This is a genomic window from Mycolicibacterium austroafricanum, assembly GCF_000612725.1.
GTDB lineage: Bacteria > Actinomycetota > Actinomycetes > Mycobacteriales > Mycobacteriaceae > Mycobacterium > Mycobacterium austroafricanum.
Window position 1 is genome coordinate 69,217 of record NZ_HG964458.1, and the last position, 25,911, is coordinate 95,127.

Here is a 25,911-nt window from a genome sequence, read left to right on the forward strand (position 1 = left end):
GAGTCGTGTGAGTCCTGACGAGCCCTATATCGAGACCCGCAACGCGTGGGTGGAGTTTCCGATCTTCGACGCCAAGACGCGGTCACTGAAGAAGGCCTTCCTCGGCAAGGCCGGCGGCGCGATCGGACGCAACGAGTCCAACGTCGTCGTCATCGAGGCCCTGCGCGACATCACGATGTCGCTCAAGATGGGTGACCGGGTCGGCCTCGTGGGACACAACGGCGCAGGCAAGTCGACGCTGCTGAGGCTGCTGTCGGGCATCTACGAACCGACACGGGGCGTGGCGACCGTCCGTGGCCGGGTGGCGCCGGTCTTCGACCTGGGCGTGGGGATGGATCCCGAGATCTCGGGCTTCGAGAACATCATCATCCGCGGCCTGTTCCTGGGGCAGACACGCAAGCAGATGATGAGCAAGGTCGACGAGATCGCCGAGTTCACCGAGCTCGGCGACTACCTGTCGATGCCGCTGCGCACCTATTCGACGGGTATGCGGGTCCGGCTGGCGATGGGCGTGGTCACGAGCATCGACCCCGAGATCCTGCTGCTCGACGAGGGCATCGGCGCCGTCGACGCGGAGTTCCTCAAGAAGGCGCAGACCCGGCTGGCCGACCTGGTCGAACGCTCCGGAATCCTGGTGTTCGCCAGCCATTCCAACGAATTCCTGGCCCGCCTGTGCAACACCGCGATGTGGATCGACCACGGCACCATCAAGATGGAGGGCGGCATCGAAGAGGTGGTGCGCGGCTACGAAGGCGAGGACGCCGCGCGGCACGTGCGCGAGGTGCTCGAGGAGACGGCACACACGCATGAGCACTGAGCGTGCGCACGACGACCGTGGCGCGGTGGTCGTCGCGATCGTCGTCACCCACCGCAGACCCGACGAACTCGCCAAGTCGCTGGATGCGGTCTGCTCTCAGAGCCGCAGACCGGACCATCTGATCGTCGTCGACAACGATCACGACGACCGGGTGCGTGACCTCGTCGACGGTCAACCGATCCCGACGACCTACCTCGGATCTCGCCGAAACCTCGGCGGTGCAGGCGGTTTCGCGCTCGGCATGCTGTACGCGCTGAGCCAGGGCGCGGACTGGATCTGGCTCGCCGACGACGACGGGCGCCCCGGGGACGCCGAGGTGCTGGCGACCCTGCTGGCGTGCGCCGAGCGGCACCACCTGGCCGAGGTCTCGCCAATGATCTGCAACCTCGACCACCCCGAGAAGCTTGCCTTCCCGCTGCGACGCGGCCTGTCCTGGCGCCGTCGGGTCGACGAGCTGCTGGTCGAATCCGCACTTCCGGATCTGATGCCCGGCATCTCGCACCTGTTCAACGGCGCGCTGTTCCGTGCAGAGACACTCGAGGCGATCGGCGTGCCGGACCTTCGGCTGTTCATCCGGGGCGACGAGACCGAACTGCACCGGCGACTGTTGCGCTCCGGGCTGCCGTTCGGCACCTGTCTACAGGCGGTGTACCTGCACCCCTGCGGCACAGAGGAATTCAAGCCGATCCTGGGCGGCCGCATGCACGCCCAGTACCCGGACAACGCGTCCAAGCGGTTCTTCACCTACCGCAACCGCGGCTACCTGCAGGCCCAGCCGGGCATGCGCAAGCTGCTGCTTCAGGAGTGGCTGCGCTTCGGCTGGTACTTCCTGATCTCCCGGCGCGACCCCGCAGGGTTCGGCGAGTGGATCCGGTTACGACGCCTGGGTCGACGCGAGAGGTTTGGCCGAGCGGAGCAACGGGATGGGTAGGCGACGATGACGATCATGGATGCCGCGGCGCAGTCCAGGACGTTCGCACGGGCGTGGGGCGATCTGGTCGCCGGCTTCGGCAAGCGCGAGCTGTGGCTTCATCTGGGTTGGCAGGACATCAAGCAGCGGTACCGGCGATCGGTGCTGGGACCGTTCTGGATCACGATCGCCACCGGGACCACCGCCGTGGCGATGGGCGGCCTGTACTCGATGCTGTTCAAACTGGAACTGTCCGAGCATCTTCCGTACGTGACGCTGGGGCTCATCGTCTGGAACCTGATCAACGCCTCGATCCTCGAAGGCGCCGAGGTGTTCATCGCCAACGAGGGACTGATCAAGCAGCTGCCGACGCCGCTGTCGGTGCACGTCTACCGGCTGGTGTGGCGGCAGATGATCCTGTTCGCGCACAACATCATCATCTTCGTGATCATCGCGATCGTCTATCCGAAGCCGTGGAACTGGGCCGACCTGGCGGTCATCCCGGCACTGGGGCTGATCGCGGCGAACTGTGTCTGGGTCGCACTGTGTTTCGGCATCCTGGCCACGCGCTACCGCGACATCGGGCCGCTGCTGGGCAGCCTCGTCCAGCTGTTGTTCTTCATGACCCCGATCATCTGGAACGAGTCCACGCTGCAGGCCCAGGGTGCCGGGGGTTGGGCCAAGGTCGTCGAGCTCAACCCGCTGCTGCACTACCTGGACATCGTCCGCGCCCCGCTGCTGGGAGCGGACCAGGAACTGCGTCACTGGGTGGTGGTGCTGGTGCTCACCGTCGTCGGGTGGACCTTCGCCGCGCTGGCGATGCGGCAGTACCGTGCGCGCGTCCCGTACTGGGTGTGACCTTCAGGTGGCCAGCTCGCTGCCGTTGTCCGGTTCGGGACCAAAGACGAAGCGGCGGCCCGTCATCGACTGCGGAGTGATGCGCACGAAGCGCTCCTTCTGGGTGGCGATCCACGGATAGAGCCCGGCACGGCGGGCCTCGGCGAGCTCGTTGGAGGTCGCCAGCAGCCTGGCCTTGCCCCTCAGTATCACGCTCCACCCCTCGGCGACGTTGTGGTCGTCGGCCTCGAACAGGACGTACTCGTTGAGCGCGGCGGTCAGCAACTTCGTGCCCTCCGCGGTGCGGAAGAGCACCGTGTTGTTCTGAACGACGAAGTTGACGGGGAAGATCTCGGTCCACCCGTTCACGGTGGTCACCAGCCTTCCGAGCGCCACGCTGCCCAGTAGTTGCCAGCTCTCGGTCTCGGTGAGCTCGGTGACCGGTGTGTCAGATGAGGTCGTCGCATCCATGGTTTTCATCGTCGTCACCGCGGAGTGCATCTCCTAGGGTCCAATGGCACTTCCCGGCCCCGCCGACCGTTGGGCAGGTATGAGCATTCCGCCCTACCAGCCACCCACCCCGCCGTCGGCCGCGGGGAACACCCTGTTGTGCCCGAAATGCTCGGGCGTGATGAAGACCTACGACCGCAACGGTATCCACCTGGAGCAGTGCGACTCCTGCCGCGGCATCTTCCTGGATTTCGGGGAGTTGGAGGCACTGACGCAGATGGAGAACCGGTTCATGCAGGCCGCCGCGCCTCCACCCCCGCAGTCCGGCTACGGCTACGGGCCGGGTTGGGGCCACCGCGGGAGCAAGCACTACCGCAAACAGGGCTTCGGCCGGCTGTTCTTCTCCAGCTAGCGCATTCGCTCACACGCGTCGAGCAGCGCCTGCTGGGTGTCGTCGGTGTCGCCGTGCGCCAGCCCGGTCGCCGCCGCGTGGACGACTGCTGCGCGCGCGAACGGTTCGAGCACCCGCCACGGGTCTCCGGGTGGCAGGCCCGGCCCACGGGCACGGTAGGCCTCCAGGAAGGTCTGCCAGTCGACGTCCGGGATCAGGCCCGCCGCCCAGAATCCCGCGGGCCGCGCCAGGTCCCACGCCGGGTCGCCGACGCCGACGTCGTCGACGTCGATGAGTTGCCACGCCGCGGCCGGACCCCGGCGGCCGAGCTGCCCGAGATGCCAGTCACCGTGCACGAGTGTCACCGGTCGTCCCGGCGTCCCTGTGCGCCAGACGACGGCGGGCAGGGCCACGGCCGCCGCATGGATCGGTCCACGCTCCGACCTGAGTCGCTCGACCGTGCGCCGAAGCCGTTGCGGCCACCCGTGTCCGGGTGCGCGGGCGGTCACCGGTTCGGTGTGGAGCGCGGCCAGCAGCGCACCCGCTTCCACCCACGGCGCATGTTCCGGATCGGGGGCGACGGTGTCCACCCGCGGCCACGACGACCGCCAGCGCGGCCCGACCGCCTCGGGGACGACGGAAAGCGGCGACAGCAGCGCCGGTGACTCCCGCGCGATGCGCAGGCGCTGCGCCAGGTACCGCGGATTCGTCCCGATCCGGTGCAGCTTGTGGACGACGTCGCCGTCGACGACGATGTCCGCACCGGATCGGGTCTGCACGAGTCGACGGTAGGTCCCCTCCACACCGAGATCACACAGAGCACGGTGAAATCCCCGAGACGACCGCGTGGGCGCTTCGGCGTGAGTGGGGTTCAGCGGCGGGGTATGGGCATCCGCACCGCGACGTTGATGCGGTTCCAGGCGTTGATCGTCACCACCATCGCGATGACCTGTCCGAGTTCCCGGTCGGAGAACACCGCTGCGGCCCGGGCGTACACGTCGTCGGGGACGCCGTCGCGACCGAGCTCGGTGACGGCCTCGGTCAGTGCCAGCGCGGCCCGTTCCCGCTCGCCGAACAGCTCCCCCGCCTCGGTCCACGCGGCCAGGACGTCGAGCTTCTGTTCGCCGACGCCGGCTTTGCGGGCGTCGCGGGTGTGCATGTCGAGGCAGAACGCGCAGTGGTTGAGCTGCGAGGCACGGATCTTGATGAGCTCCGCCAGCTCGGGGTCGACGTCCTTGGCCGCGGCCGTGGAGAGCGTCATCATCGCGTCGTAGAGCTCGGGCGATGCCTTGTAGATCTTGAGGCGGTCCTGGGTGGTCAGAGTCTGTGTCATGTCTTCGACGCTAGCGCCGACTGGACCGCGAAGATGGTTCAATTCCTGCGTGACTTCATGGGCCAATTCGGCCACTCGCGATCTGCATCTCGACCTGCGCGACGCCCTCGTCCCAGGTGCGCGCGGCACCAAGGACGCGTTGATCTCGGCGCTGCGTGACGCGGCACGGTCGGGCCGGCTGACCGCAGGCACGATGCTGCCGTCGTCCCGCACCCTTGCCACGGATCTGGGGCTGGCCCGCAACACCGTCGCCGAGGCGTACGCCGAACTGGTCGCCGAAGGCTGGCTGGCCTCACGCCAGGGCGCGGGAACGTGGGTCGCCGACGTCACCACCCCGGCCCACACGCCGCCGCGCCCCCACGGCGTCCGCGTCGCCCCCACGCACAACCTGATGCCCGGCTCACCGGACGTCGCGGAGTTCCCGCGAAGCCAGTGGCTCGCCAGTACGCGCCGGGCGCTGGGCGGCGCGCCCACCGAGGCACTGCGGATGGGTGACCCCCGCGGCAGGCCCGAATTGCGTTCGGCTCTGGCGGAATACCTCGCCCGCGCGCGCGGGGTGCGCACCTCCCCCGAGTCGATCGTGATCTGCGCGGGTGTCCGGCACGCCGTGGAGCTTCTGACCCGGGCGCTGGGAGGCCCGATCGCCGTCGAGAGTTACGGGCTGTTCGTCTTTCGCGACGCGATCGCGGCCGCGGGCGCGTCGACGGTGCCCATCGGTGTCGACGACAGGGGAGCCGTCGTCGACGAACTCGACGGCCTCGACGTTCCCGCGGTACTGCTCACCCCGGCGCACCACAACCCGCTGGGAATGCCCCTGCACTCCTCGCGACGTACCGCGGTGATCGAATGGGCCCAGCGCACAGGAGGATTCGTCCTCGATGACGACTACGACGGCGAGTTCCGCTACGACCGGCAACCGGTCGGCGCACTACAGTCGTTGCGTCCCGACCGGGTCGCCTACCTCGGTTCGACGAGCAAGAGCCTGTCCCAGACACTGCGGCTGGGATGGATGGCGTTGCCGGACAACCTCATCGACGCCGTGCTGGCCGCGGCGGGCGGCCAGCAGTTCTACGTCGACGCGATCAACCAGCTGACACTGGCCGACTTCATCGCCGGCGGCCATTACGACCGGCACATCCGGCGCATGCGGATGAGGTACCGGCGGCGCCGGGATGTGCTGGTCTCCGCACTGTCACCGTTCGACGTCGGGATCGGCGGGCTCGCCGCCGGGGTGAACCTGCTCGTTACGTTGCCGGACGGCGCGGAACCGGAAGTCATGCGCCGGGCGGGGGAGTCCGGTCTTGCGGTGTCGGGGTTGTCGATCATGCGCCACCCGATGGCCGGCCCCGCCGACGTCGACGGCCTGATCGTCGGCTTCGCCGCACCGCCCGAACACGCGTTCTCCGCGGCGGTGGCGGCCCTGTGCGACGTACTCAGGGCCAGTGGTCTGTGACTCCCTGCCCGAGAAATCACCGCGTGGAATGCAGGTTCGGCACCGTCTCGTAAGCTGCGCGGGTGGCCGAGCCCCCGATGTCACCGCAGTTGAGTCTGACAACGCAGATCTGGCGTTTCGTCGTCACCGGCGGGCTGTCCGCGGTCGTGGACTTCGGCCTGTACGTGGCGCTGCTGGGCGCCGGGCTGCACGTGAACATCGCCAAGACCCTCAGCTTCGTCGCGGGCACCACCACCGCCTACCTGATCAACCGGCGCTGGACGTTCCAGGCAGCGCCGAGCAAGGCCCGGTTCATCGCGGTGGTCGCGCTCTATGCCGTCACCTACGCCGTGCAGGTGGGCATCAACTACGTCTTCTACATGGAGTTCGAGGACCAGCCGTGGCGGGTTCCGGTGGCGTTCGTCATCGCGCAGGGCACCGCGACGGTGATCAATTTCATCGTTCAGCGCGCGGTCATCTTCCGGCTGCGCTGACCGTTCCGCCTCAAGCGGTACCCTCTGTGACGATGTTGAGCACGGAGTTTCCCACCACCGCCAGGCGGCTGACCGGCTGGGGCCGCACCGCCCCGTCGGTAGCCCAGGTGCTGGCCACCCCCGATCCCGAGGTGATCGTCAAGGCCGTCGCCCGAGCCGCGGAGAGCGGAAAGGGCGACGGTCGAGGTGTCATTGCGCGGGGACTGGGCCGTTCGTACGGCGACAACGCCCAGAACGGCGGCGGCCTCGTCGTCGACATGAGCGTGCTGAACCGGATCCACTCGATGGATTCCGACAGCCACCTCGTCGATGTTGACGGCGGCGTCAACCTCGACCAGCTGATGCGCGCAGCGCTGCCCCTCGGCCTGTGGGTGCCCGTCCTGCCCGGGACCCGTCAGGTCACGGTCGGCGGCGCCATCGCCTGCGACATCCACGGCAAGAACCATCACAGCGCCGGCAGCTTCGGCAACCACGTGCGCTCGATGGATCTACTCACGGCCGACGGCGAAGTCCGCACCCTGACCCCGTCCGGTCCGGACGCCGACCTGTTCTGGGCCACCGTCGGCGGCAACGGGCTGACCGGCATCATCCTGCGGGCCACCATCGAGATGACGCCCACCGAGACCGCGTACTTCATCGCCGACGGCGACGTCACCAGCGGCCTCGAGGAGACCATCGCCTTCCACAGCGACGGCACCGAGGACAACTACACCTATTCCAGTGCCTGGTTCGACGCGATCAGCGCCCCACCGAAACTGGGCCGGGCGGTCATCTCCCGCGGCTCGCTGGCCACGGTCGACCAGCTGCCCAGGAAACTGCAGAAGAACCCGTTGAAGTTCGATGCGCCGCAATACTTCACCGCGCCCGAGATCTTCCCGAACGGGCTGGGCAACAAGTACACCTTCGGCCCGATGACCGAGGTCTGGTACCGGCTGGGCAAGACCTATCGCGGCAAGGCCCAGAACCTGACGCAGTTCTACCACCCGCTCGACATGGTCGGCGACTGGAACCGCGCTTACGGCTCAGTGGGTTTCGCCCAGTACCAGTTCGTGGTGCCCACCGAGGCCGTCGACGAGTTCAAGCGCATCATGTACGACATCCAGCGCTCCGGGCACTACTCGTTCCTCAACGTGTTCAAGCTCTTCGGCCCCGGTAACGACGCGCCGCTGAGCTTCCCGATCCCCGGCTGGAACGTCTGCGTGGACTTCCAGATCAACCCTGGGCTCAACGAGTTCCTCAACGGTCTCGACAAGCGGGTGCTCGAGTTCGGCGGCCGGCTGTACACCGCCAAGGATTCCCGCACCACCGCCGAGACCTTCCACGCCATGTATCCGCGGATCGACGAATGGATCGCCTTGCGCCGCAAGGTCGATCCCGACGGGGTGTTCGCCTCCGACATGGCCCGACGACTGGAGCTTCTCTAGATGGTGTTCGACGCGACGGGTAACCCGCAGACGATCCTGCTTCTCGGCGGCACTTCGGAGATCGCCCTGGCGATCGCAGAGCGCTATCTGCGCAACGCCCGAGCCCGGATCGTGCTGGCCGATCTGCCCGACCACCCCCGCAAGGACGCGGCCGTCGAACAGATGCGCGCCGCGGGCGCCAAGGCCGTCGACTGGATCGACTTCGACGCACTCGACACCGACAACCACCCCAAGGTGATCGACACGGCGTGGCGTGACGGCGATGTCGACGTCGCGGTCGTCGCGTTCGGCCTGCTCGGTGACGCCGAGGAGCTCTGGCAGAACCAGCGCAAGGCCGTGCAGATCGCCGGAATCAACTACACCGCGGCGGTTTCCGTCGGTGTGCTGCTGGGCGAGAAGATGCGCGCGCAGGGTTCGGGCCGCATCATCGCGATGAGCTCGGCGGCCGGGGAGCGGGTCCGTCGCTCCAACTTCGTCTACGGCTCCACCAAGGCCGGCCTCGACGGCTTCTACCTGGGCCTCGGAGAGGCGTTGCGCGAGTTCGGTGTTCGGGTCCTGGTCATCCGGCCAGGCCAGGTGCGCACGACGACGACGATGGAGCACTGGAAGGCCACCGGCGCCAAGGAAGCACCCTTCACCGTCGACAAGGAAGACGTCGCGGAGCTTGCGGTCACGGCGTCGAACAAGGGCAAGGACCTGATCTGGGCGCCCGGCGCGTTCAGGTTCGTGATGATGGTGCTGCGCCACATCCCGCGCCCCATCTTCCGCAAGCTGCCTATCTGAGTCCGGTGGGCAGGAGCGGAGCGACCCGGGAATTGAGGGCAGGTGACACCCTGGCCGCGCCGGTGAGAGTGGCCGGCCAGATGCTCGTTGCGACGGTGGTGGCCGTGGCGGTCGCGACGGTCAGCCTGGTCGCGATCGCCCGCGTCGAGTGGCCCGCCTACAACTCGTCCAACCAGCTGCACGCGCTGACCACCGTCGGGCAGGTCGCCTGCCTGATCGGGCTGCTCGCCAGCGGCCTGGCCTGGCGCAGGGGCCGCACCGTCCTGGCCCGCCTCGGTGCGCCGGTGTTCCTGTCCGCGTTCGCCGTCGTCACGCTCGCGATGCCGTTGGGCGCCACCAAGCTCTATCTGTTCGGCATCTCGGTGGACCAGCAGTTCCGCACCGAGTACATGACGCGCTTCGCCGACCAGCCCGGCCTGCACGACATGACCTACATCGGGTTGCCGCCGTTCTATCCGCCCGGCTGGTTCTGGATCGGTGGCCGGCTGGCGGCGCTGACCGGCACACCCGCCTGGGAGATGTTCAAGCCCTGGTCGGTCGTCTCGATCGCGGTCGCCATCGTGCTGGCGTACGCGCTGTGGGCCGCCATGATCCGCTTCGAGTACGCGTTGGTGGTGTCCACCGCCACCGCGGCGGCGACACTGGCCTACTCCCCCGCCGAACCGTACGCCGCGATCATCGCCGTGCTGCTGCCGCCGGTATTCGTGCTGGCCTGGTCCGGCCTGAAGGGCAGGACGCGCCCCGGCGAGCCGGGCATTCGACGCAGCGGCGGTTGGGCGGCGATCGTCGGCACCGGGATCTTCCTGGGCGTGACCGGGCTGTTCTACACGCTGCTGCTGGCGTATGCCGCGTTCACGCTGACCGTGATGGCGGTGCTACTGGCCGCCGCACGCAGGCACTGGGACCCGCTGCTGCGCCTGCTCACCATCGCGGTGATCTCCGGCCTGATCGCGCTGATCGGCTGGGGCCCCTACCTTCTGGCCGCGGCCCGCGGCACTCCCGCCGAGACCGGCACCGCACAGCACTACCTGCCCAGAGACGGCGCCGAGCTGTCCTTCCCGATGCTGCAGTTCACGCTGCTGGGCGCGCTGTGTCTGCTCGGCACCGCCTGGCTGGTGATCTACGCGCGCAGCTCCACGCGGGCAGGCGCGCTGGCCGTCGCCGTGCTGGCCGTCTACGCGTGGTCGCTGCTGTCCATGGTGACCACCCTGGTGGGCACCACGCTGCTGTCGTTCCGGCTACAGCCGACCCTGACCATCCTGCTGGCCGCCGCGGGCGCCTTCGGGTTCATCGAGGTGACCCGCGCGGCCGCGGCCCGGGTCCGGCCGGCCAACGCGCCCAAGGTCGTCGCCGTGGCCACCGCCGTCGGCGTGCTGGGCGCCGTCACCTTCAGCCAGGACATCCCGGATGTGCTGCGCTCCGACATCGTCGTCGCCTACACCGACACCGACGGCTACGGCCAGCGCGCCGACCGGCGACCGCCCGGCGCCGAGCAGTACTACCGGGAGGTCGACGCCCGCATCCGGGAGGTGACCGGCCGGCCCCGCAACGAGACCGTCGTGCTCACCGCCGACTACAGCTTCCTGTCCTACTACCCGTACTACGGGTTCCAGGGACTCACCTCGCACTACGCCAATCCGCTCGCACAGTTCGACCAGCGGGCCGGCGCCATCGAGGGCTGGTCGATGCTGACCGACGCCGACCAGTTCATCGAGGCGCTCGACGCGATGCCATGGGAGCCGCCGTCGGTGTTCCTGATGCGCCGCGGCGCCAACGACACCTACACGCTGCGCCTGGCCGAGGACGTCTATCCGAACCAGCCGAACGTGCGGCGGTACCACGTCGCCCTCGACGACGCGCTGTTCGACGACCCGCGCTTCGACGTGTCCACCATCGGGCCGTTCGTGCTGGCCATCCGCAAGCCATCTACCATCTAGCCCCGTGGTGCCACAGCCAGTTCGGTCCGCGGAGCCGACGCCGCCGCCGAACGGCAGCAATCACCGCACCTCGCGGCTCATCGCGATCGTCGCGGGGCTGTTGGGCACGATGCTGGCCGTCGCCACCCCGCTGTTGCCCGTCAACCAGACCACCGCACAACTGAACTGGCCGCAGAACGGCGTGCTGCGCAGCGTCGACGCCCCGCTCATCGGCTACGTCGCGACGGATCTGGAAATCACCGTGCCGTGCAGCGCCGCGGCGGGGCTGGACCGGCCCGGCCGCACAGTGCTGCTTTCGACGGTCCCCAAGCAGGCGCCCAACGCCGTGGACCGCGGCCTGCTCATCGAGCGCGTCAACAACGACCTGCTCGTCATCGTCCGCAACACCCCGGTGGTCAGTGCCCCGCTCGACCAGGTGCTCAGCCCGGCGTGCGAGCGGCTGCGGTTCACCGCGCACGCCGACAAGGTGACCGGCGAGTTCGTCGGCCTGCAGGCCCAGCCTGACGACGGCGGCCCGGCGGACGCGACCGAACCGACCGAGCCGTTGCGCGGTGAGCGCGGCGGCTACGACTTCCGCCCGCAGATCGTCGGCGTCTTCACCGACCTGTCCGGCCCCGCCCCGCCCGGCCTGGAGTTCTCGGCGACCATCGACACCCGCTACAGCACGTCCCCGACATGGGCGAAGCTGCTCGCGATGATCGTCGGCATCGCGATGACGCTCGTGTCCCTGTGCGCGCTGCACGTGCTGGACCGCGCCGACGGCCGACGGCACAAGCGTTTCCTGCCCAACCGCTGGTGGTCGGTGTCGGCGCTGGACGGCCTGGTGGCCGCCGTCCTGGTCTGGTGGCACTTCGTCGGCGCGAACACCGCCGACGACGGCTACATCCTGACCATGGCCCGCGTCTCCGAGAACGCCGGCTACATGGCCAACTACTACCGCTGGTTCGGCACCCCCGAGGCCCCGTTCGGCTGGTACTACGACCTGCTCGCCGTGTGGGCCCAGGTCAGCACCGCCAGCGTGTGGATGCGGCTGCCGACCCTGCTGATGGGGCTGGCCTGCTGGTGGGTGATCAGCCGGGAGGTCATCCCCCGCCTCGGCTCGGCGGTCAAACACAGCAGGGCCGCCGCCTGGACGGCCGCCGGCCTGTTCCTGGCCTTCTGGCTGCCGCTGAACAACGGCCTGCGGCCCGAACCGATCATCGCGCTGGGCATCCTGCTGACCTGGTGCTCGGTGGAGCGCGGCGTCGCGACCAGCAGGCTGATGCCCGTGGCCGTCGCGATCATCATCGGTGCGCTCACCCTGTTCTCCGGCCCGACCGGCATCGCCGCCGTCGGCGCCCTACTGGTCGCCGTCGGCCCGCTGAAAACCATTGTGGCCGCCCATGTCTCACGGTTCGGCTATTGGGCGCTGCTGGCCCCGATCGCCGCGGCGGGCACGGTCACCATCTTCCTGATCTTCCGGGACCAGACCCTGGCCGCCGAGCTGCAGGCCAGCAGCTTCAAATCGGCGGTCGGCCCCAGCCTGGCCTGGTTCGACGAACACATCCGCTACTCACGGCTGTTCACCACCAGCCCCGACGGCTCGGTCGCCCGCCGGTTCGCGGTCCTCACGCTGCTGCTCGCGCTCGTCGTCGCCATCGCGATGACACTGCGCAAAGGGCGGATTCCGGGCACCGCCGCCGGGCCCAGCCGCCGCATCATCGGCATCACCGTCATCTCGTTCCTGGCCATGATGTTCACTCCCACCAAGTGGACCCACCACTTCGGGGTGTTCGCCGGCCTGGCCGGTTCCCTCGGAGCGCTGGCCGCCGTCGCCGTCTCCGCCGCGGCGATGCGCTCACCACGCAACCGCGCCATCTTCACCGCCGCCGTGCTGTTCCTGACGGCGTTGTCGTTCGCCACCGTGAACGGGTGGTGGTACGTGTCCAACTTCGGCGTGCCATGGTCGAATTCGTTCCCGGAGTGGAAGTTCGGATTCACCACCATGCTGCTCGGGCTGTCCGTGGTGGCCCTGCTGATCGCAGCGTGGCTCCACTTCTCCGGACGTGACGTGCCACCGCCCGACGGCACCCCGCCGCGATGGAAGCGAATCCTTCAGGCGCCGTTGGCGATTGCCACGTGGGCGCTGGTCGTGTTCGAGGTGGTCTCGCTGACCACCGCAATGCTCGGCCAGTACCCGGCCTGGACCGTGGGCCGGTCCAACCTGCAGGCCCTGACCGGCAAGACGTGCGGCCTGGCCGAGGACGTCATGGTCGAACAGGACACCAACGCGGGCATGCTCGCCCCGATCGGGGTCCCGGTCGGCGACGCACTCGGCGAGGTGACCTCAGAAGGCTTCAACCCCAACGGGATCCCTTCGGATCTGTCGGCGGACCCGGTCATGGAGCAACCCGGCTCGGACAATTTCGCCGACACCGACAACAACGGCGACACCGGCAGCGAAGCCGGGACGGAGGGCGGCACCACCGTCGCCGCCGGTGTCAACGGCTCGCGCGCCCGGCTGCCGTTCGGTCTGGACCCGGCAGGCACCCCGGTGCTCGGCAGCTGGCGCGGCGGAACCCAGCAGCCTGCGTTCCTGCGTTCGGCCTGGTACCAGCTGCCCGCGGGCTGGAACGACAGGAACCGTTCCGATTCGTTGCTCGTCGTCGCCGCCGCCGGCCGGTTCGATCAGGGCGAGGTCCTCGTGCAGTGGGCGGGCCCGGACGGTGAACCGGCGGGCAGCACCGGGTTCGACGACGTCGGCGCCGCCCCGGCCTGGCGCAACCTGCGCACCCCGCTGTCGGCGATCCCTGCCGAGGCCACCCAGATCCGGTTGGTCGCCAGCGACGACGATCTGAGCCCCGAGCACTGGATCGCGGTCACGCCGCCCCGCATCCCCGAGCTGCGCACGCTGCAGGACGTCGTCGGGTCCAGCGACCCGGTGCTGCTCGACTGGCTGGTCGGTCTGGCCTTCCCGTGCCAGCGCCCGTTCGGCCACCGCAACGGCGTCATCGAGGTGCCGAAGTGGCGGATCCTGCCCGACCGGTTCGGCGCCGAGGCCAACTCCCCGGTGATGGACTACCTCGGCGGCGGTCCGCTCGGCATCACCGAACTGCTGCTGCGCCCCGTCACCGTGCCGACGTATCTGAAGGACGCCTGGTACCGCGACTGGGGCGCGCTGCAGCGGCTGCTGCCGTTCTACCCGAACGCCGAACCGGCGCGTCTGGATCTCGGCACGGCGGAGCGCAGCGGGTTGTGGAGCCCGGCACCACTGCGGCTGAGCTAACAGCTCGGTCGCACCGCGGCACGCCGAAGTTCCCGTCCTAGGAACGTCGCCTACCATCGAGCCTCGTGCCTGCCCCGTCCGCCCGCCTCGTCGCCGTCATCGCGGGGCTTCTCGGAATGCTCCTGTGCGGGCTGGCGCCCCTGCTTCCGGTGAAGCAGTCCACGGCCACCATCACCTGGCCGCAATCGGTGAACGCCGAAGGCTTCGTCAGCGACATCACCGCCCCACTCGTGTCGGGTGCGCCGCACGCGCTGGACGTCACCATCCCGTGCCCGGCGGTGGCGACACTGCCCGGCGACGACGGGGTGGTGTTCTCCACGATCCCGGCCGACGGTATCGACGCGGGCCGCAACGGACTGTTCGTGCGCGCCAACGCCGACGTCGTCTACGTCGCATTCCGCGACACCGTCGCCGCGGTCGCGCCGCGCGAGGCCGTCGACTCCGGCGCGTGCAGCGAGCTGCGTATCTGGGCCGGTGTCGGCGCGGTCGGCGCGGACTTCGTCGGTATCCCCGGCGCGGCGGGCACCCTCGAGCCAGAGAAGCGTCCGCAGGTCGCGGGCGTTTTCACCGACCTGGAAGCGGGCCCCGATTCCGGCCTGCGCGCCCGCATCGACGTCGACACCCGGTTCATCACGACGCCGACGACGGTCAAGCTCGCCGTGATGGTGCTGGGCGTGCTGTGCGTGATCGCGGCGATCGTCGCGCTCGCGGTGCTGGACCGGGCCTCGGGTCGCCGGATGCCCCGGGAGCTGCGGCGCCGCCGCCGCACCGGGCTGTGGACCTGGTTGACCGACGCCGCCGTCGTCGGCAGCCTGCTGATCTGGCACCTGGTCGGGGCGCTTTCGTCCGACGACGGCTACAACACCACCATCGCGCGGGTGTCCGGGGAAGCCGGCTACATCACCAACTACTACCGCTACTTCGGCGCGTCGGAAGCCCCGTTCGACTGGTACCAGAGTGTGCTGGCCCAGCTGGCGTCGATCAGCACGGCGAGTGTGTGGCTGCGCCTGCCCGCCACTGCCGCCGCGATCGGGACCTGGCTGATCGTCAGCCGCTGCGTGCTGCCGAGGCTGGGCAGGCGGGTGGCGGACAACCGGGTCGCGGTGCTGACCGGCGGGGCGGTGTTCCTGGCCGCGTGGCTGCCGTTCAACAACGGGCTGCGCCCCGAACCCCTGATCGCCTTCGGTGTGGTGGCGGCGTGGATCTTGACCGAGCGGGCGCTGGCGACGCGCAGGCTGTGGCCGTACGCCGTGGCGATCGTGGTCGCGGTCTTCTCGGTGACGCTGGCCCCGCAGGGCCTGGTCGCGCTCGCACCGCTGCTCGTCGGTGCCCGCGGGGTGACGCGGATCGTCGCCGCGCGGCGTCCCGTCGACGGCCTGGCGGCCCAGCTGGCCCCGCTCGCCGCGGCCGCGTCGCTGCTGTTCGTCGTCGTCTTCCGCGACCAGACCCTGGCCACCGTCGCCGAGTCGGTCCGCATCAAATACGTCGTCGGCCCGACGATCCCCTGGTATCAGGAGTTCCTGCGGTACTACTTCCTGACCGTCGAGGAGAGCGTCGACGGGTCGCTGACCCGGCGTTTCTCGGTGCTGATCCTGCTGCTGTGCCTGTTCGGCGTGCTGATGGTGCTGCTGCGCCGCGGCAGCCTGCCCGGCGCCGTCAACGGACCCGTGTGGCGGCTGGCGGGCACGACCGCGATCGGGCTGCTGCTGCTGACACTGACCCCGACCAAGTGGGCGGTGCAGTTCGGCGTGTTCGCCGGCCTCGCGGGTGCTCTCGGCGCGATCACCGCGTTCGCGTTCGCCCGGGTCGGGCTGCACAGCCGCCGCAACCTGGCGCTGTATGTGACCGCGCTGCTGTTCGTGCTGGCGTGGGCTACCTCGGGCATCAACGGCTGGTTCTACGTCGGCAACTACGGCGTGCCGTGGTTCGACAAGCAGCCCGTCATCGTGGGCTACCCGGTGACCACGATCTTCCTGGTGCTCGCCATCGCGTGCGGCCTGCTCGCCGGCTGGCTGCACTTCCGGATGGACTACGCCGGGCACACCGAGGTCGCCGACACCGGGCGCAACCGGGCGCTGGCGTCCACCCCGCTGCTCGTGGTCGCCGTGATCATGGTGGTGCTCGAACTCGGGTCGATGCTCAAGGCCACCGCGGGCCGCTATCCCGTCTACACCACCGGCGCGGCGAACATCTCCGCGTTGCGCTCAGGTCTGTCGGACGCCTCCTGTTCGATGGCCGACGCGGTGCTCGTCGAGGCCGACACCAACGCGGGCATGCTGACCCCGGTGCCAGGCCAGCGCTTCGGCGAGTACGGGCCCCTCGGCGGCGAAGACCCCGTGGGCTTCACCCCCAACGGCGTCAGCGACACCCTTGAGCCGGCCGAGCCGGTGGCGGCCAACCCGGGCACCGTCAACTCCGACGGCCCCGTCGACAAGCCGAACATCGGCGTCGGTTACGCGGCGGGCACCGGCGGCGGCTACGGACCCGAAGGCGTCAACGGGTCCCGAGTGTTCCTGCCGTTCGGGCTCGACCCGGCCACCACGCCGGTGATGGGCAGTTTCGACGAGAACACCCTCGCCGCGAAGGCCACCTCGGCCTGGTATCAGCTACCGCCCCGCACCCCGGACCGGCCGCTGGTGAGCGTCGCCGCGGCGGGCGCGATCTGGTACTACAACGAGGACGGCTCCTTCAACTACGGCCAGTCCCTCAAACTGCAGTGGGGTGTGCACCGGCCCGACGGTTCCTACCAGGAACTCGGCGAGGTGCAGCCGATCGACATCTTCGTCCAGAAGGCGTGGCGCAACCTGCGGTTCCCGCTGGAGTGGGCGCCGCCGGAGGCCAATGTGGCCCGCATCGTGGCCGACGACCCGAACCTGTCCGAGGACCAGTGGTTCGCGTTCACACCGCCGCGGGTGCCGGTGCTGCAGACCGCACAGGACTTCCTCGGCAGGCAGACCCCGGTGCTGATGGACATCGCCACCGCGGCCAACTTCCCGTGCCAGCGGCCGTTCACCGAGCACCTCGGGATCGCCGAACTGCCCGAGTACCGGATCATGCCGAACTTCAAGCAGATCGTCGTGTCGTCGAACCAGTGGCAGGCCGCCCAGGACGGCGGGCCGTTCCTGTTCATCCAGGCGTTGCTGCGCACCGAGTCGATCCCGACGTATCTCAGCGGTGACTGGTACCGCGACTGGGGTTCGCTGGAGCGGTACCTACGGGTGGTGCCGAAAGACGAGGCGCCCGACGCCTTGATCGAGGAAGGGTCGACGCGAGTGTTCGGCTGGAGCCGTGGCGGACCGATCAGGGCACTGCCGTGAGCGGCACATCGGGCGAAGCCGTGAGCGGTACATCGGCAGGAGCCGTGAACATCGACGCAAGAGACGTGAAGATCGCGCGCTGGGTCGCCACGATCGCCGGCCTGCTCGGCTTCGTGCTGGCGGTCTCGATCCCGCTGCTGCCGGTCACCCAGACCACGGCGACGCTGAACTGGCCGCAGCAGAACCGCCTCGACAACGTCACTGCCCCGTTGATCTCCCAGGCGCCGGTGAGCCTGACCGCGACCGTGCCGTGCGAGGTCGTCCGGTCGATGCCGGCCGACGGCGGCCTGCTGCTCGGCACCGCACCGGCCGAGGGCCGGGACGCCGCGTTGAACGCGATGCTGGTCACGGTCTCCGACGACCGGGTCGACGTGATCGTGCGCAATGTCGTGGTGGCCAGCGTCGATCGGGACCGGGTCGCCGGGCCCGGCTGTGAGCGCATCGACATCACCTCGAACCTGGACGGAACGTTCGCCGAATTCGTCGGACTGACACAGGTTTCCGGCGACAACGCCGGACAACCGCAGCGCACCGGCTACCCCGATCCCAACCTGCGGCCCGCCATCGTGGGTGTGTTCACCGACCTGACCGGGCCCGCCCCGCCGGGCCTGTCGTTCTCGGCCACGATCGACACCCGCTACACCACCCATCCGACGGCGCTCAAGCTCGCCGCGATCCTGCTCGCGATCGTCAGCACCGTCATCGCACTGCTGGCACTGTGGCGGCTGGACCGGCTCGACGGCCGGCGCATGCACCGGGTCATCCCGACCCGCTGGCGCACCCTGACCGCAGTCGACGGTGTCGTCGTCGGCGGGTTCGCACTCTGGTACGTCATCGGGGCGAACTCCTCGGACGACGGCTACATCCTGCAGATGGCGCGGGTCGCCGACCACGCCGGCTACATGTCGAACTACTTCCGCTGGTTCGGCAGCCCCGAGGACCCCTTCGGCTGGTACTACAACCTGCTGGCGCTGATGACGCAGGTCAGCACCGCAAGCATCTGGATGCGGCTCCCCGACCTTGTCTGCGCCCTGGTCTGCTGGCTGCTGCTGTCCCGCGAGGTACTGCCCCGGCTCGGTCCGGCGGTGTCGGGGAGCCGCGCCGCGCTGTGGGCCGCGGGGCTGGTGCTGCTGGCGGCGTGGATGCCGTTCAACAACGGCCTGCGCCCCGAAGGCCAGATCGCCACCGGTGCGCTGATCACCTATGTGCTGATCGAGCGTGCGGTGACATCGGGCCGGCTCACCCCCGCGGCGCTGGCCATCACGACGGCGGCGTTCACCCTCGGCATCCAGCCGACCGGGCTGATCGCGGTGGCCGCGCTCGTCGCCGGCGGCCGTCCGATCCTGCGGATCCTGATGCGGCGACGCCAACTGGTCGGGCTGTGGCCGCTGCTCGCGCCGCTGCTGGCCGCGGGCACCGTCGTGCTCGCGGTGGTGTTCGCCGACCAGACGTTGGCGACGGTTCTGGAAGCCACCAAGATCCGCACCGCGATCGGCCCCAGCCAGGAGTGGTGGACCGAGAACCTGCGGTACTACTACCTGGTCCTGCCCACCACCGACGGTGCGATCGCCCGGCGGGTGGCGTTCCTGTTCACCGCGCTGTGCCTGTTCTCGTCGCTGTTCATCATGTTGCGGCGCAAGCGCGTTCCCGGTGTCGCCCGCGGCCCGGCCTGGCGGTTGATGGGCGTCATCTTCGCGACCATCTTCTTCCTGATGTTCACCCCCACCAAGTGGATCCACCACTTCGGGCTGTTCGCCGCGGTGGGCGGCGCGATGGCGGCGCTGGCGACGGTGCTGGTGTCACCGGTGGTGCTGCGCTCGGCACGCAACCGGATGGCCTTCCTGGCCGGTGTGCTGTTCATCCTGGCGCTGTGCTTCGCCTCGACGAACGGCTGGTGGTACGTCTCCAACTTCGGTGCCCCGTACAACAACTCGGTGCCGCAACTGGGCGGGGTGACCGCCAGCGCGGTGTTCTTCACGCTGTTCGGGGTCGCCGCACTGTGGGCGTTCTGGCTGCACCTGCGCAACAAGCAGGACTCCCGCGTGGTCGATGCGCTCACCGCCGCCCCGATCCCGGTCGCCGCCGGATTCATGGTGCTGTTCATGGTGGCGTCGATGGCGATCGGCGTGGTGCGCCAGTACCCCACCTACTCCAACGGCTGGGCCAACATCCGCGCGTTCGCCGGCGGCTGCGGGCTGGCCGACGACGTGCTCGTCGAACCCGACTCCAACGCCGGCTTCCTGCAACCGATCCCGGGTCGGTACGGCCCGCTGGGCCCGCTCGGCGGCACCGACCCGGCGGGCTTCTCCCCCAACGGAGTTCCCGACCGGATCATCGCCGAGGCGATCCGGTTGAACAACCCACAGCCCGGTACCGACTACGACTGGAACCGGCCGATCAAGTTGTCTCGCCCCGGCGTCAACGGCTCCACGGTGCCCCTGCCGTACGGCCTCGACCCGGCCCGCGTCCCGGTCGCCGGTACGTACTCGACCGGGCCGCAACAGGAGAGCCGGCTCGCCTCGGCCTGGTACGAGCTGCCGCCCGCCGACGCCGCGCACCCCCTCGTGGTGATCACCGCGGCGGGGACGATCTCGGGCACCAGCGTCGCGGAGGCGGACACGTCCGGCCAGACCGTCGAGCTCGAGTACGCCACCCGCGGACCGGACGGCGCGCCCGTCGCGGCGGGCCGGGTCAGCCCGTTCGACATCGGCCCCACGCCGTCCTGGCGCAACCTGCGCTATCCGCGCGCCCAGATCCCGGCCGACGCGGTCGCGGTCCGGGTGGTCGCCGAGGACCTGTCGCTGGGCCGGGGCGACTGGGTCGCCGTGACGCCCCCGCGCGTCCCCGAGGTGAAATCGGTGCAGGAGTACATCGGTTCCGAGCAGCCGGTGCTGATGGACTGGGCGGTCGGGCTGGCGTTCCCCTGCCAGCAGCCCATGCTGCACGCCAACGGCGTCACCGACATCCCGAAATTCCGCATCTCGCCGGACTATTTCGCCAAGCTGCAGAGCACCGACACCTGGCAGGACGGCATCAACGGCGGCCTGCTGGGCATCACCGACCTGCTGTTGCGAGCCTCGGTGATGTCGACCTACCTGTCCAACGACTGGGGTCAGGACTGGGGCTCGCTGCGCCGCTTCGACACCATCGTCGACGCGCAACCGGCCGAGATCGACCTCGGCGACACCACGCATTCGGGGCTGTGGTCGCCCGGCCCGATGCGCTTCCAGCCGTGACGGGTCAGGTCCGTCTGGGCCGCGCCACGTTGTCGCGTGTGGTGGAGGTGCGGGCCCAGATGCGGACCTCGTTGTTCGGGCAGACGCCCGCCGCCGCGTGGCCGGCCAACGCTGACCTGCTGGAACCGCTGTTCTGGGATCGCGGCGCCGACGAATGGAAGATCGCCATTCAGACATGGGTGATCCGGGTTGACGGGCTGACCGTGCTGGTGGACACCGGCGTGGGCAACCATCGGAACCGCCCGCACATGCCTCCCCTGCACCAGCTGGACACCCCATACCTGAAGGCCCTCACCGACGCCGGGGTCAGTCCCGAGGACGTCGACGTCGTGGTCAACACCCATCTGCACACCGACCACGTCGGATGGAACACCCGGCTTTCCGCCGCGAGCGGCGCAGGCACCGGGGGCGGAGCCTGGACGCCGACATTCCCGAATGCGCGTTATCTGATGCCCGAGCTCGACTACCGGCACTTCTCGCCCGACAATCCCGACGTCGCCGACGGTATGCGAATCGTGTTCGCCGACAGCGTTTCACCCGTCGAGCCGCAGATGGAGCTGTTCTCCGGTGATCACCGGGTCAGCGACTCGCTGTGGCTGCGGCCCGCCCCCGGCCACACCCCGGGGTCGACGGTGGTCTGGCTCGACGCCGGAGTGCCCGCGGTGTTCGTCGGTGATCTCACCCACAGTCCGATACAGATCCCGCGGCCCGACGATCCGTGCGCGTTCGATGTGGACCCCGTGGCCGCCGCACGTTCTCGCCACCGGATCTTCACCGAGGCCTCGCGCCGGCGTGCCGCGGTGATCCCGGCGCACTATCCCGGCCGCGGCGGCGCCACCGTCGTCGCGCGCGGTAACACGTTCCTGGTCGACCAGTGGCTCGGCTTCCCCGAGATCTGACACTCCGCAATCGGTAGGGTGCGAAAAGATCACCCGAAGAAGGAGGAGTGGACTTCGTGGGCGTCCACCGATACGTCCTGGCGCTGACTGTCTTGATCGGAGCGTTGTTGCTGGCCCCTCCGGCCGCCGCTCAACCCGACGCCGACCCGGGCCCGGAATCGGTGGCCGTCGCCATCCATCCACTCGAACCGTTCGTCATGGAGACCACCAATGGCGAGCTGACCGGTTTCACCGTCGAGCTGTGGAACGAGATCGCAAAGCGACTGGGCTGGGACACCGAGTTCGTCCGGACCGACAACGTGGCAGGTCAACTCGCGGCGGTGGCCGAGAACCGGGCCGACGTCGCGGTGGGCGCGATCTCGTTCACCGCCGATCGTGAGCAGCACTTCGACTTCTCCCAACCCACCCTCGAGGGCGGGCTGCAGATCATCGTGCCGGTGCACGACACACGGCCCGCGGTGCCAGGGCTGGGCGGCTATCTGGACCTGCTGTTCTCCCGCACCATGCTCATCTGGCTCAGCGCTGCGATCGTGGTCAGCGTCATTCCGGCACACGTGTTCTGGCTGATCGAACGTCGCGACGAGGACCCCGTCGTGTCCCGGTCGTATTTCCCCGGGATCTTCCAGTCCTTCAGTTGGGGCATCGGATCCCTCGTCGGGAAGAACAGCACCGCCGCAACGAAGACCATCACCCAGTCCCTGGCGATCCTGTGGGGTTTTGCAGGCATCGTGTTCATCTCGTTCTACTCCGCCAACCTCAGCGCCACGCTCACCGTCGCAAAGCTCGACGCGAAGATCACCGGGCCGGCCGACCTCTACGAGAAGTCGGTCGCCACCGTCGCCGACACCACGGCCGCCGAATTCCTGCGCGGGATGGGCATTGCCGCGACGGAGACCGACACGATCGAAGAGTCCTACCACCTGCTGCGCGAGGAAAATTACGACGCAGTGGTTTTCGACTCCCCCGTGCTGCGGTACTACGTGGCGCACCGGGGCGAAGGCGTCGCCGTCATGGCCGGACCCGTGTTCCAGGAGGAGAACCAGGGTTTCGTGTTCAACATCGGCAGCCCGTTGCGTAAGCCGATCAACCAGGCGCTGTTCCGGATGCGCGAGGACGGCACCTACAACCTGATCAAGGAGAAGTGGTTCGGCGACGACATCGCCGCCACCGCCGGGGACATCGACTGACCGTCAGCCCGGCGTCTGGGTGTCGTTGGCGCCCGGGTCGGTGTTCTCCTGCAGGATGTCGTCGTGGCAGTCGACCTGACTCTGTCCGGTCTGCTGCATACACACCAGCACCGGCGTGTCCGGGCCCTGGGATTCACCTTCGGGCGCGGAAGTTCCTGTGGGGTGCGGGATCTCACCGGGATACAGCGACCACAACGGCGCCCCGGACGATGCCAGCCGCGCGCAGTAGGCCGGGTCACCAGCCTCGGTGACGCCTGCGGCGCCGAGGGTGGCGCAGTCAGCGCCGACCACGACCACCGGCAACGTGACGCTGCCGGACCCGGTGGGCGCGGTGCTCGCGGTGGTCGAAGCGGTCGCCCGCGCCTCACCGCGGCCCACGTCCCGCTCGAAACGCGCCAGGAACACCGCCGCGGCGACCGCGATCAGCGCCAGCACCAGCCCGGCCCCCGCCAGCACGACGCGTCGCCGCGATCTAGGCGCCGCAGCGGTTTTGGCGTGCCGCGGCCCGGTCGGTGCGGCGGCGTGCCTCGTCGCGTCCGGGTCGAACGCCGAGCCGGGAAGCTCTGTGCCACTCCGATTGGCCAGCGCTCGCGCGAAATCGACACACCGGTCGAATCGGTCGGCGGGCGACTTGGCCAGCGCCTTCTCGAAAGCCATTCCCAGCGAGGACAATTCGGGGCGGTGCACCGAAATGGACGGTGGCTGGGCGGTCAGGTGCTGGCTGATGACGATCGCGGGGTTGGAATGCTGGAACGGCGGGGACCCGGTCAGCAGCTGAAACGCCGTCGCCGCCAGCGCGTACTGGTCGGCCCGGCCGTCGATGTGTTCGTCGGCGGTCAGCTGCTCGGGGGCCGAGTAGGCCACCGTCCCGACCGTCATGCTGGTGCCGGTCAACGTGCTGACCTCACCGACCCTGCGCGCAATCCCGAAGTCCGCGAGCATGATCCGTTCATTCTCGGTCTCGGGATCGGCGATCAGGATGTTCGCCGGTTTGACGTCGCGGTGCAGCAGGCCGCGCTGATGCGCATAGTCGAGGGCCTCCCCGACGGCGGTGACGATCCGGATCACCAGCGCCGGCGGCATGCCGTGGGGGTACCTCTCGGCCAGCAGCCGGGCGGCATCCGTTCCCTCGACGTGATCCATCGATATCCAGAGCCGACCCTCGTACTCGCCGCGGTCGTGGACGGCAACGATGTGCGGGTGCCACAGTGTGGCGGCGATGTCGGCCTCCCGGTGAAACCGCTCCCGGTACTCGCTGTCGGCGCACACCGTCGTCGAGAGCACCTTGAGTGCGTCGTAGCGCGGTAGCCGGGGGTGCTTGGCCAGGTAGACCTCGCCCATGCCCCCCGAACCCAACATCCGCACGATGGTGTAGCCCGCGATGACCTCGCCGTCGCTCAGCGGCATGCGCTCAACCTCCCCGTGATTGCGGTCATGGGCGGACGTACACCACCCGGCTGCCGAACACGATGTCCTGCAAGGACCTTCGCTGCGCGTCGACAGCGACCCACGCCAACCCGAGCGGGAAGACGACGCAGGCGATGGCGCGCAGCAGCGCCGTCACGGGTTTCAACCGGGTGGTGCGCCGCCCCACCACCTTCAGCCCCATCGCCACCGCCCCGGCGGTGCACCCCGACACCGACCAGCACAGGCTCAGGTAGACCACCGCGGCGACGAATCCGACCATCCCGGAGAACACCGCGTCGAGCGCCGGAAAACGGAACGAGCCGGGATTCAGCGCCAGCCTGCTCAACACCAGCCCGGCATAGAGCAACCCCAGCAGCACCCCGACCACGATCAGATCGAGCACGGCCGCCGTGCCGCGGCTGACCACTCCAGCGGTGCGATGCGTGTCGGCCGCGTCAGGGACGCTCACGGAATCCCCGCCTGCGACCCATCATCCGGTCGACGAAGCCGGACACGGCGTCGTCGGCGCGTTCGCCCTGCGACCGCACATCCGTCATCACGTCCGCGGTCACGCTCGTCGTCGATTCCCGGATGATCCTCGGCAGGTCGACCCCGTCGATCACCCCGTTGGCCAGCGTGACGAGGTCGATCCGCGCGAGGACCGCCTCGATGGCCTCGGCGGTCAGTCGCTCACGCACGATCTCGGTGAGATCGAGTTCGTCGATGACTGCGGCCACGATCAGCGACAGTACGGCCTTGGCTTCGAGTCTGCCGCGCGTGAACAACCCGCCGACCAGCGGTAGCCTTTCGCAACGCTGGTAGACATCCACCAGCACGGACGGCGCAGGCTCAGCGGGGTGTGCCAAGGTACGGGAATTCGGGGAGCAGGTCGTCGGGCGTGTTCAGGCCGGACAACCCCTGCTGCCCGTTGGTGAGGAACTTCGACCGGTAGTCGGCGACATCGTCGGTGAGCGTGCGCCCGTTCGGATACCTCACCGGGGCGGACGGGTTGTACGTCAGGACATCGGGCAGCGTGCCCTCCGCCTCGATCGCCTCGATCGCCTCTTCCCGGGTGTAGTCCCCCGTGTCGGCCAGCAGGTCGATGAGGTGCCCCATCCAGCGGGCCCGGTCGCGGTTCGGCTCACCCGCGCTGTACTCCGCAAGATCGTCGTCACTGGCGAAAAAGCCGCTGACCCACGGATGGCCGACCCGGTCGGCATGCACCCAGGTGCCGTCCCGGAGCAGACTGCACCGCGCCCAGATCCGCACGTCGGGAGCCGCGCCCAGGTATGCCGTCGGCAGTTCCACCGCCATCGCGATGACCCTGGAGTCGGCGAACGACGCATCGCTGCGCGCGCCGGCGAAGAACGTGAACGAACCCGACTGCCAGATGTGCGGTCCCCCGTCGAACGACACCTCGCGGTCACCGAAGATCCGCGACCCGGCCGCGGCGTCGACGCGGGCCTCGGCCTGCAGGGCCAGATAGACGTCCACCCACTGTCGTGGGCCGGACGGGCCCGCAGATGGGTCACTGAACACGAAGTTGAACGCGATGTCGTTGCGCAGGTCGCCGTCGTTGTCGATGGCGATGCGGTAGACGGCGTCGGGATGCAACGCGTCGGCGTTCGGGTTGGCGGTCAGGATCAGCGCGGTCCGCCCGGGATCCTTCGGCGAAGGGAACACGTACAGGTCGCACAAATCCAGCCGGGGATCGCCGAGCGGCGCATCCCTCCTCAAACCCGTGAAATCAGTCGACACGTGCTCCATCCAACCGCACCGGGAAATCCAACCG

Annotated in this window: 21 protein-coding genes; 14 read left to right on the forward strand and 7 right to left on the reverse strand. The window is 69.1% G+C overall.

The window, feature by feature from the left end:
- The first annotated feature begins 7 nt into the window (after nt 1–7).
- The 3 genes from wzt to wzm are packed head-to-tail and all read left to right on the forward strand — an operon-like array spanning nt 8 to nt 2,585.
- Complete coding sequence (gene wzt, locus BN976_RS26935; RefSeq protein WP_011782735.1) at nt 8–817, forward strand: galactan export ABC transporter ATP-binding subunit Wzt/RfbE; 810 nt, start codon at nt 8–10, stop codon at nt 815–817.
- Nucleotides 807–1,748, forward strand: coding sequence for a galactofuranosyltransferase GlfT1 (gene glfT1, locus BN976_RS26940; protein ID WP_011782736.1), 942 nt, complete (start codon nt 807–809; stop codon nt 1,746–1,748). Before wzt ends, glfT1 begins: the two co-directional genes overlap by 11 nt.
- 6 nt (nt 1,749–1,754) lie before the next feature.
- Nucleotides 1,755–2,585, forward strand: coding sequence for a galactan export ABC transporter permease subunit Wzm/RfbD (gene wzm / locus BN976_RS26945; RefSeq protein ID WP_011782737.1), 831 nt, complete (start codon nt 1,755–1,757; stop codon nt 2,583–2,585).
- Nucleotides 2,586–2,588: 3 nt separating this feature from the next.
- On the opposite strand, the gene BN976_RS26950 is transcribed toward wzm, so the two are convergent.
- Nucleotides 2,589–3,035 carry a pyridoxamine 5'-phosphate oxidase family protein gene (locus tag BN976_RS26950; RefSeq protein ID WP_036375954.1) on the reverse strand — a complete coding sequence of 149 codons (447 nt, stop codon included), beginning with the start codon at nt 3,033–3,035 and terminating at the stop codon, nt 2,589–2,591.
- Between the two features lie 79 nt (nt 3,036–3,114).
- Between BN976_RS26950 and BN976_RS26955 the strand changes: the two genes are divergently transcribed.
- Nucleotides 3,115–3,426, forward strand: coding sequence for a TFIIB-type zinc ribbon-containing protein (locus tag BN976_RS26955; protein WP_199559018.1), 312 nt, complete (start codon nt 3,115–3,117; stop codon nt 3,424–3,426).
- On the opposite strand, the gene BN976_RS26960 is transcribed toward BN976_RS26955, so the two are convergent.
- A complete protein-coding gene (locus BN976_RS26960; RefSeq protein WP_036375679.1) occupies nt 3,423–4,184 on the reverse strand; it encodes a phosphotransferase family protein in 762 nt (253 codons plus the stop codon). The two genes, BN976_RS26955 and BN976_RS26960, sit on opposite strands and share 4 nt — an antisense overlap.
- A gap of 92 nt (nt 4,185–4,276) precedes the next feature.
- Nucleotides 4,277–4,738, reverse strand: a complete 462-nt coding sequence (locus BN976_RS26965) for a carboxymuconolactone decarboxylase family protein (protein ID WP_036375680.1) — start codon at nt 4,736–4,738, stop codon at nt 4,277–4,279.
- Nucleotides 4,739–4,787: 49 nt separating this feature from the next.
- Between BN976_RS26965 and pdxR the strand changes: the two genes are divergently transcribed.
- From pdxR to BN976_RS27015, 10 genes are all read left to right on the forward strand, one after another.
- Nucleotides 4,788–6,191: a MocR-like pyridoxine biosynthesis transcription factor PdxR gene (pdxR, locus tag BN976_RS26970; protein WP_011782742.1), complete on the forward strand. Its 1,404-nt coding sequence runs from the start codon at nt 4,788–4,790 to the stop codon at nt 6,189–6,191.
- A gap of 77 nt (nt 6,192–6,268) precedes the next feature.
- Entirely contained in the window at nt 6,269–6,664 is a 396-nt protein-coding gene (locus BN976_RS26975) for a GtrA family protein (protein WP_036375957.1), read from the forward strand.
- A gap of 32 nt (nt 6,665–6,696) precedes the next feature.
- Complete coding sequence (locus BN976_RS26980) at nt 6,697–8,088, forward strand: decaprenylphosphoryl-beta-D-ribose oxidase (RefSeq protein ID WP_036375960.1); 1,392 nt, start codon at nt 6,697–6,699, stop codon at nt 8,086–8,088.
- A gap of 3 nt (nt 8,089–8,091) precedes the next feature.
- Entirely contained in the window at nt 8,092–8,871 is a 780-nt protein-coding gene (locus BN976_RS26985; protein ID WP_199559021.1) for a decaprenylphospho-beta-D-erythro-pentofuranosid-2-ulose 2-reductase, read from the forward strand.
- 80 nt (nt 8,872–8,951) lie between these two features.
- The gene (locus BN976_RS26990; protein ID WP_036375963.1) at nt 8,952–10,808 is read left to right on the forward strand and encodes a galactan 5-O-arabinofuranosyltransferase; all 1,857 of its coding nucleotides are present in this window, start codon (nt 8,952–8,954) and stop codon (nt 10,806–10,808) included.
- Nucleotides 10,809–10,812: 4 nt separating this feature from the next.
- On the forward strand, nt 10,813–14,073 hold the full coding sequence (locus BN976_RS26995; RefSeq protein ID WP_036375682.1) for an arabinosyltransferase domain-containing protein: 3,261 nt from the start codon (nt 10,813–10,815) through the stop codon (nt 14,071–14,073).
- A 116-nt stretch (nt 14,074–14,189) separates the two neighbouring features.
- Entirely contained in the window at nt 14,190–17,390 is a 3,201-nt protein-coding gene (locus BN976_RS27000) for an arabinosyltransferase domain-containing protein (protein ID WP_158498046.1), read from the forward strand.
- On the forward strand, nt 17,387–20,626 hold the full coding sequence (locus BN976_RS27005) for an arabinosyltransferase domain-containing protein (RefSeq protein WP_109489671.1): 3,240 nt from the start codon (nt 17,387–17,389) through the stop codon (nt 20,624–20,626). Before BN976_RS27000 ends, BN976_RS27005 begins: the two co-directional genes overlap by 4 nt.
- The gene (locus BN976_RS27010; RefSeq protein WP_036375966.1) at nt 20,623–21,525 is read left to right on the forward strand and encodes an MBL fold metallo-hydrolase; all 903 of its coding nucleotides are present in this window, start codon (nt 20,623–20,625) and stop codon (nt 21,523–21,525) included. The genes BN976_RS27005 and BN976_RS27010 overlap by 4 nt, the downstream gene beginning before the upstream one ends.
- Before the next feature lie 56 nt (nt 21,526–21,581).
- Nucleotides 21,582–22,712 carry a transporter substrate-binding domain-containing protein gene (locus BN976_RS27015; RefSeq protein ID WP_011782751.1) on the forward strand — a complete coding sequence of 377 codons (1,131 nt, stop codon included), beginning with the start codon at nt 21,582–21,584 and terminating at the stop codon, nt 22,710–22,712.
- Between the two features lie 3 nt (nt 22,713–22,715).
- Here the strand turns inward: BN976_RS27015 and BN976_RS27020 are convergent, their stop codons facing one another.
- From BN976_RS27020 to BN976_RS27035, 4 genes are read right to left on the reverse strand one after another with little or no spacing between them, the layout of a single operon-like run.
- A complete protein-coding gene (locus BN976_RS27020) occupies nt 22,716–24,119 on the reverse strand; it encodes a serine/threonine-protein kinase (RefSeq protein WP_036375687.1) in 1,404 nt (467 codons plus the stop codon).
- A 25-nt stretch (nt 24,120–24,144) separates the two neighbouring features.
- Nucleotides 24,145–24,588 carry an RDD family protein gene (locus tag BN976_RS27025; protein ID WP_011782753.1) on the reverse strand — a complete coding sequence of 148 codons (444 nt, stop codon included), beginning with the start codon at nt 24,586–24,588 and terminating at the stop codon, nt 24,145–24,147.
- Nucleotides 24,575–24,955, reverse strand: coding sequence for a hypothetical protein (locus BN976_RS27030; RefSeq protein ID WP_011782754.1), 381 nt, complete (start codon nt 24,953–24,955; stop codon nt 24,575–24,577). Before BN976_RS27030 ends, BN976_RS27025 begins: the two co-directional genes overlap by 14 nt.
- 13 nt (nt 24,956–24,968) lie before the next feature.
- The gene (locus BN976_RS27035) at nt 24,969–25,877 is read right to left on the reverse strand and encodes a DUF4331 family protein (protein ID WP_036375970.1); all 909 of its coding nucleotides are present in this window, start codon (nt 25,875–25,877) and stop codon (nt 24,969–24,971) included.
- Nucleotides 25,878–25,911: the final 34 nt, after the last annotated feature.

Excerpts from the sequence above, each read along its gene's own strand:
- glfT1 (WP_011782736.1), top strand. The coding sequence starts at position 807 with ATGAGCACTGAGCGTGCGCACGACGACCGTGGCGCGGTGGTCGTCGCG.
- wzm (WP_011782737.1), top strand. The coding sequence starts at position 1,755 with ATGACGATCATGGATGCCGCGGCGCAGTCCAGGACGTTCGCACGGGCG.
- BN976_RS26950 (WP_036375954.1), bottom strand. The coding sequence starts at position 3,035 with ATGGATGCGACGACCTCATCTGACACACCGGTCACCGAGCTCACCGAG.
- BN976_RS26955 (WP_199559018.1), top strand. The coding sequence starts at position 3,115 with ATGAGCATTCCGCCCTACCAGCCACCCACCCCGCCGTCGGCCGCGGGG.
- BN976_RS26965 (WP_036375680.1), bottom strand. The coding sequence starts at position 4,738 with ATGACACAGACTCTGACCACCCAGGACCGCCTCAAGATCTACAAGGCA.
- BN976_RS26975 (WP_036375957.1), top strand. The coding sequence starts at position 6,269 with ATGTCACCGCAGTTGAGTCTGACAACGCAGATCTGGCGTTTCGTCGTC.
- BN976_RS26980 (WP_036375960.1), top strand. The coding sequence starts at position 6,697 with ATGTTGAGCACGGAGTTTCCCACCACCGCCAGGCGGCTGACCGGCTGG.
- BN976_RS26990 (WP_036375963.1), top strand. The coding sequence starts at position 8,952 with ATGCTCGTTGCGACGGTGGTGGCCGTGGCGGTCGCGACGGTCAGCCTG.
- BN976_RS27000 (WP_158498046.1), top strand. The coding sequence starts at position 14,190 with ATGCTCCTGTGCGGGCTGGCGCCCCTGCTTCCGGTGAAGCAGTCCACG.
- BN976_RS27020 (WP_036375687.1), bottom strand. The coding sequence starts at position 24,119 with ATGCCGCTGAGCGACGGCGAGGTCATCGCGGGCTACACCATCGTGCGG.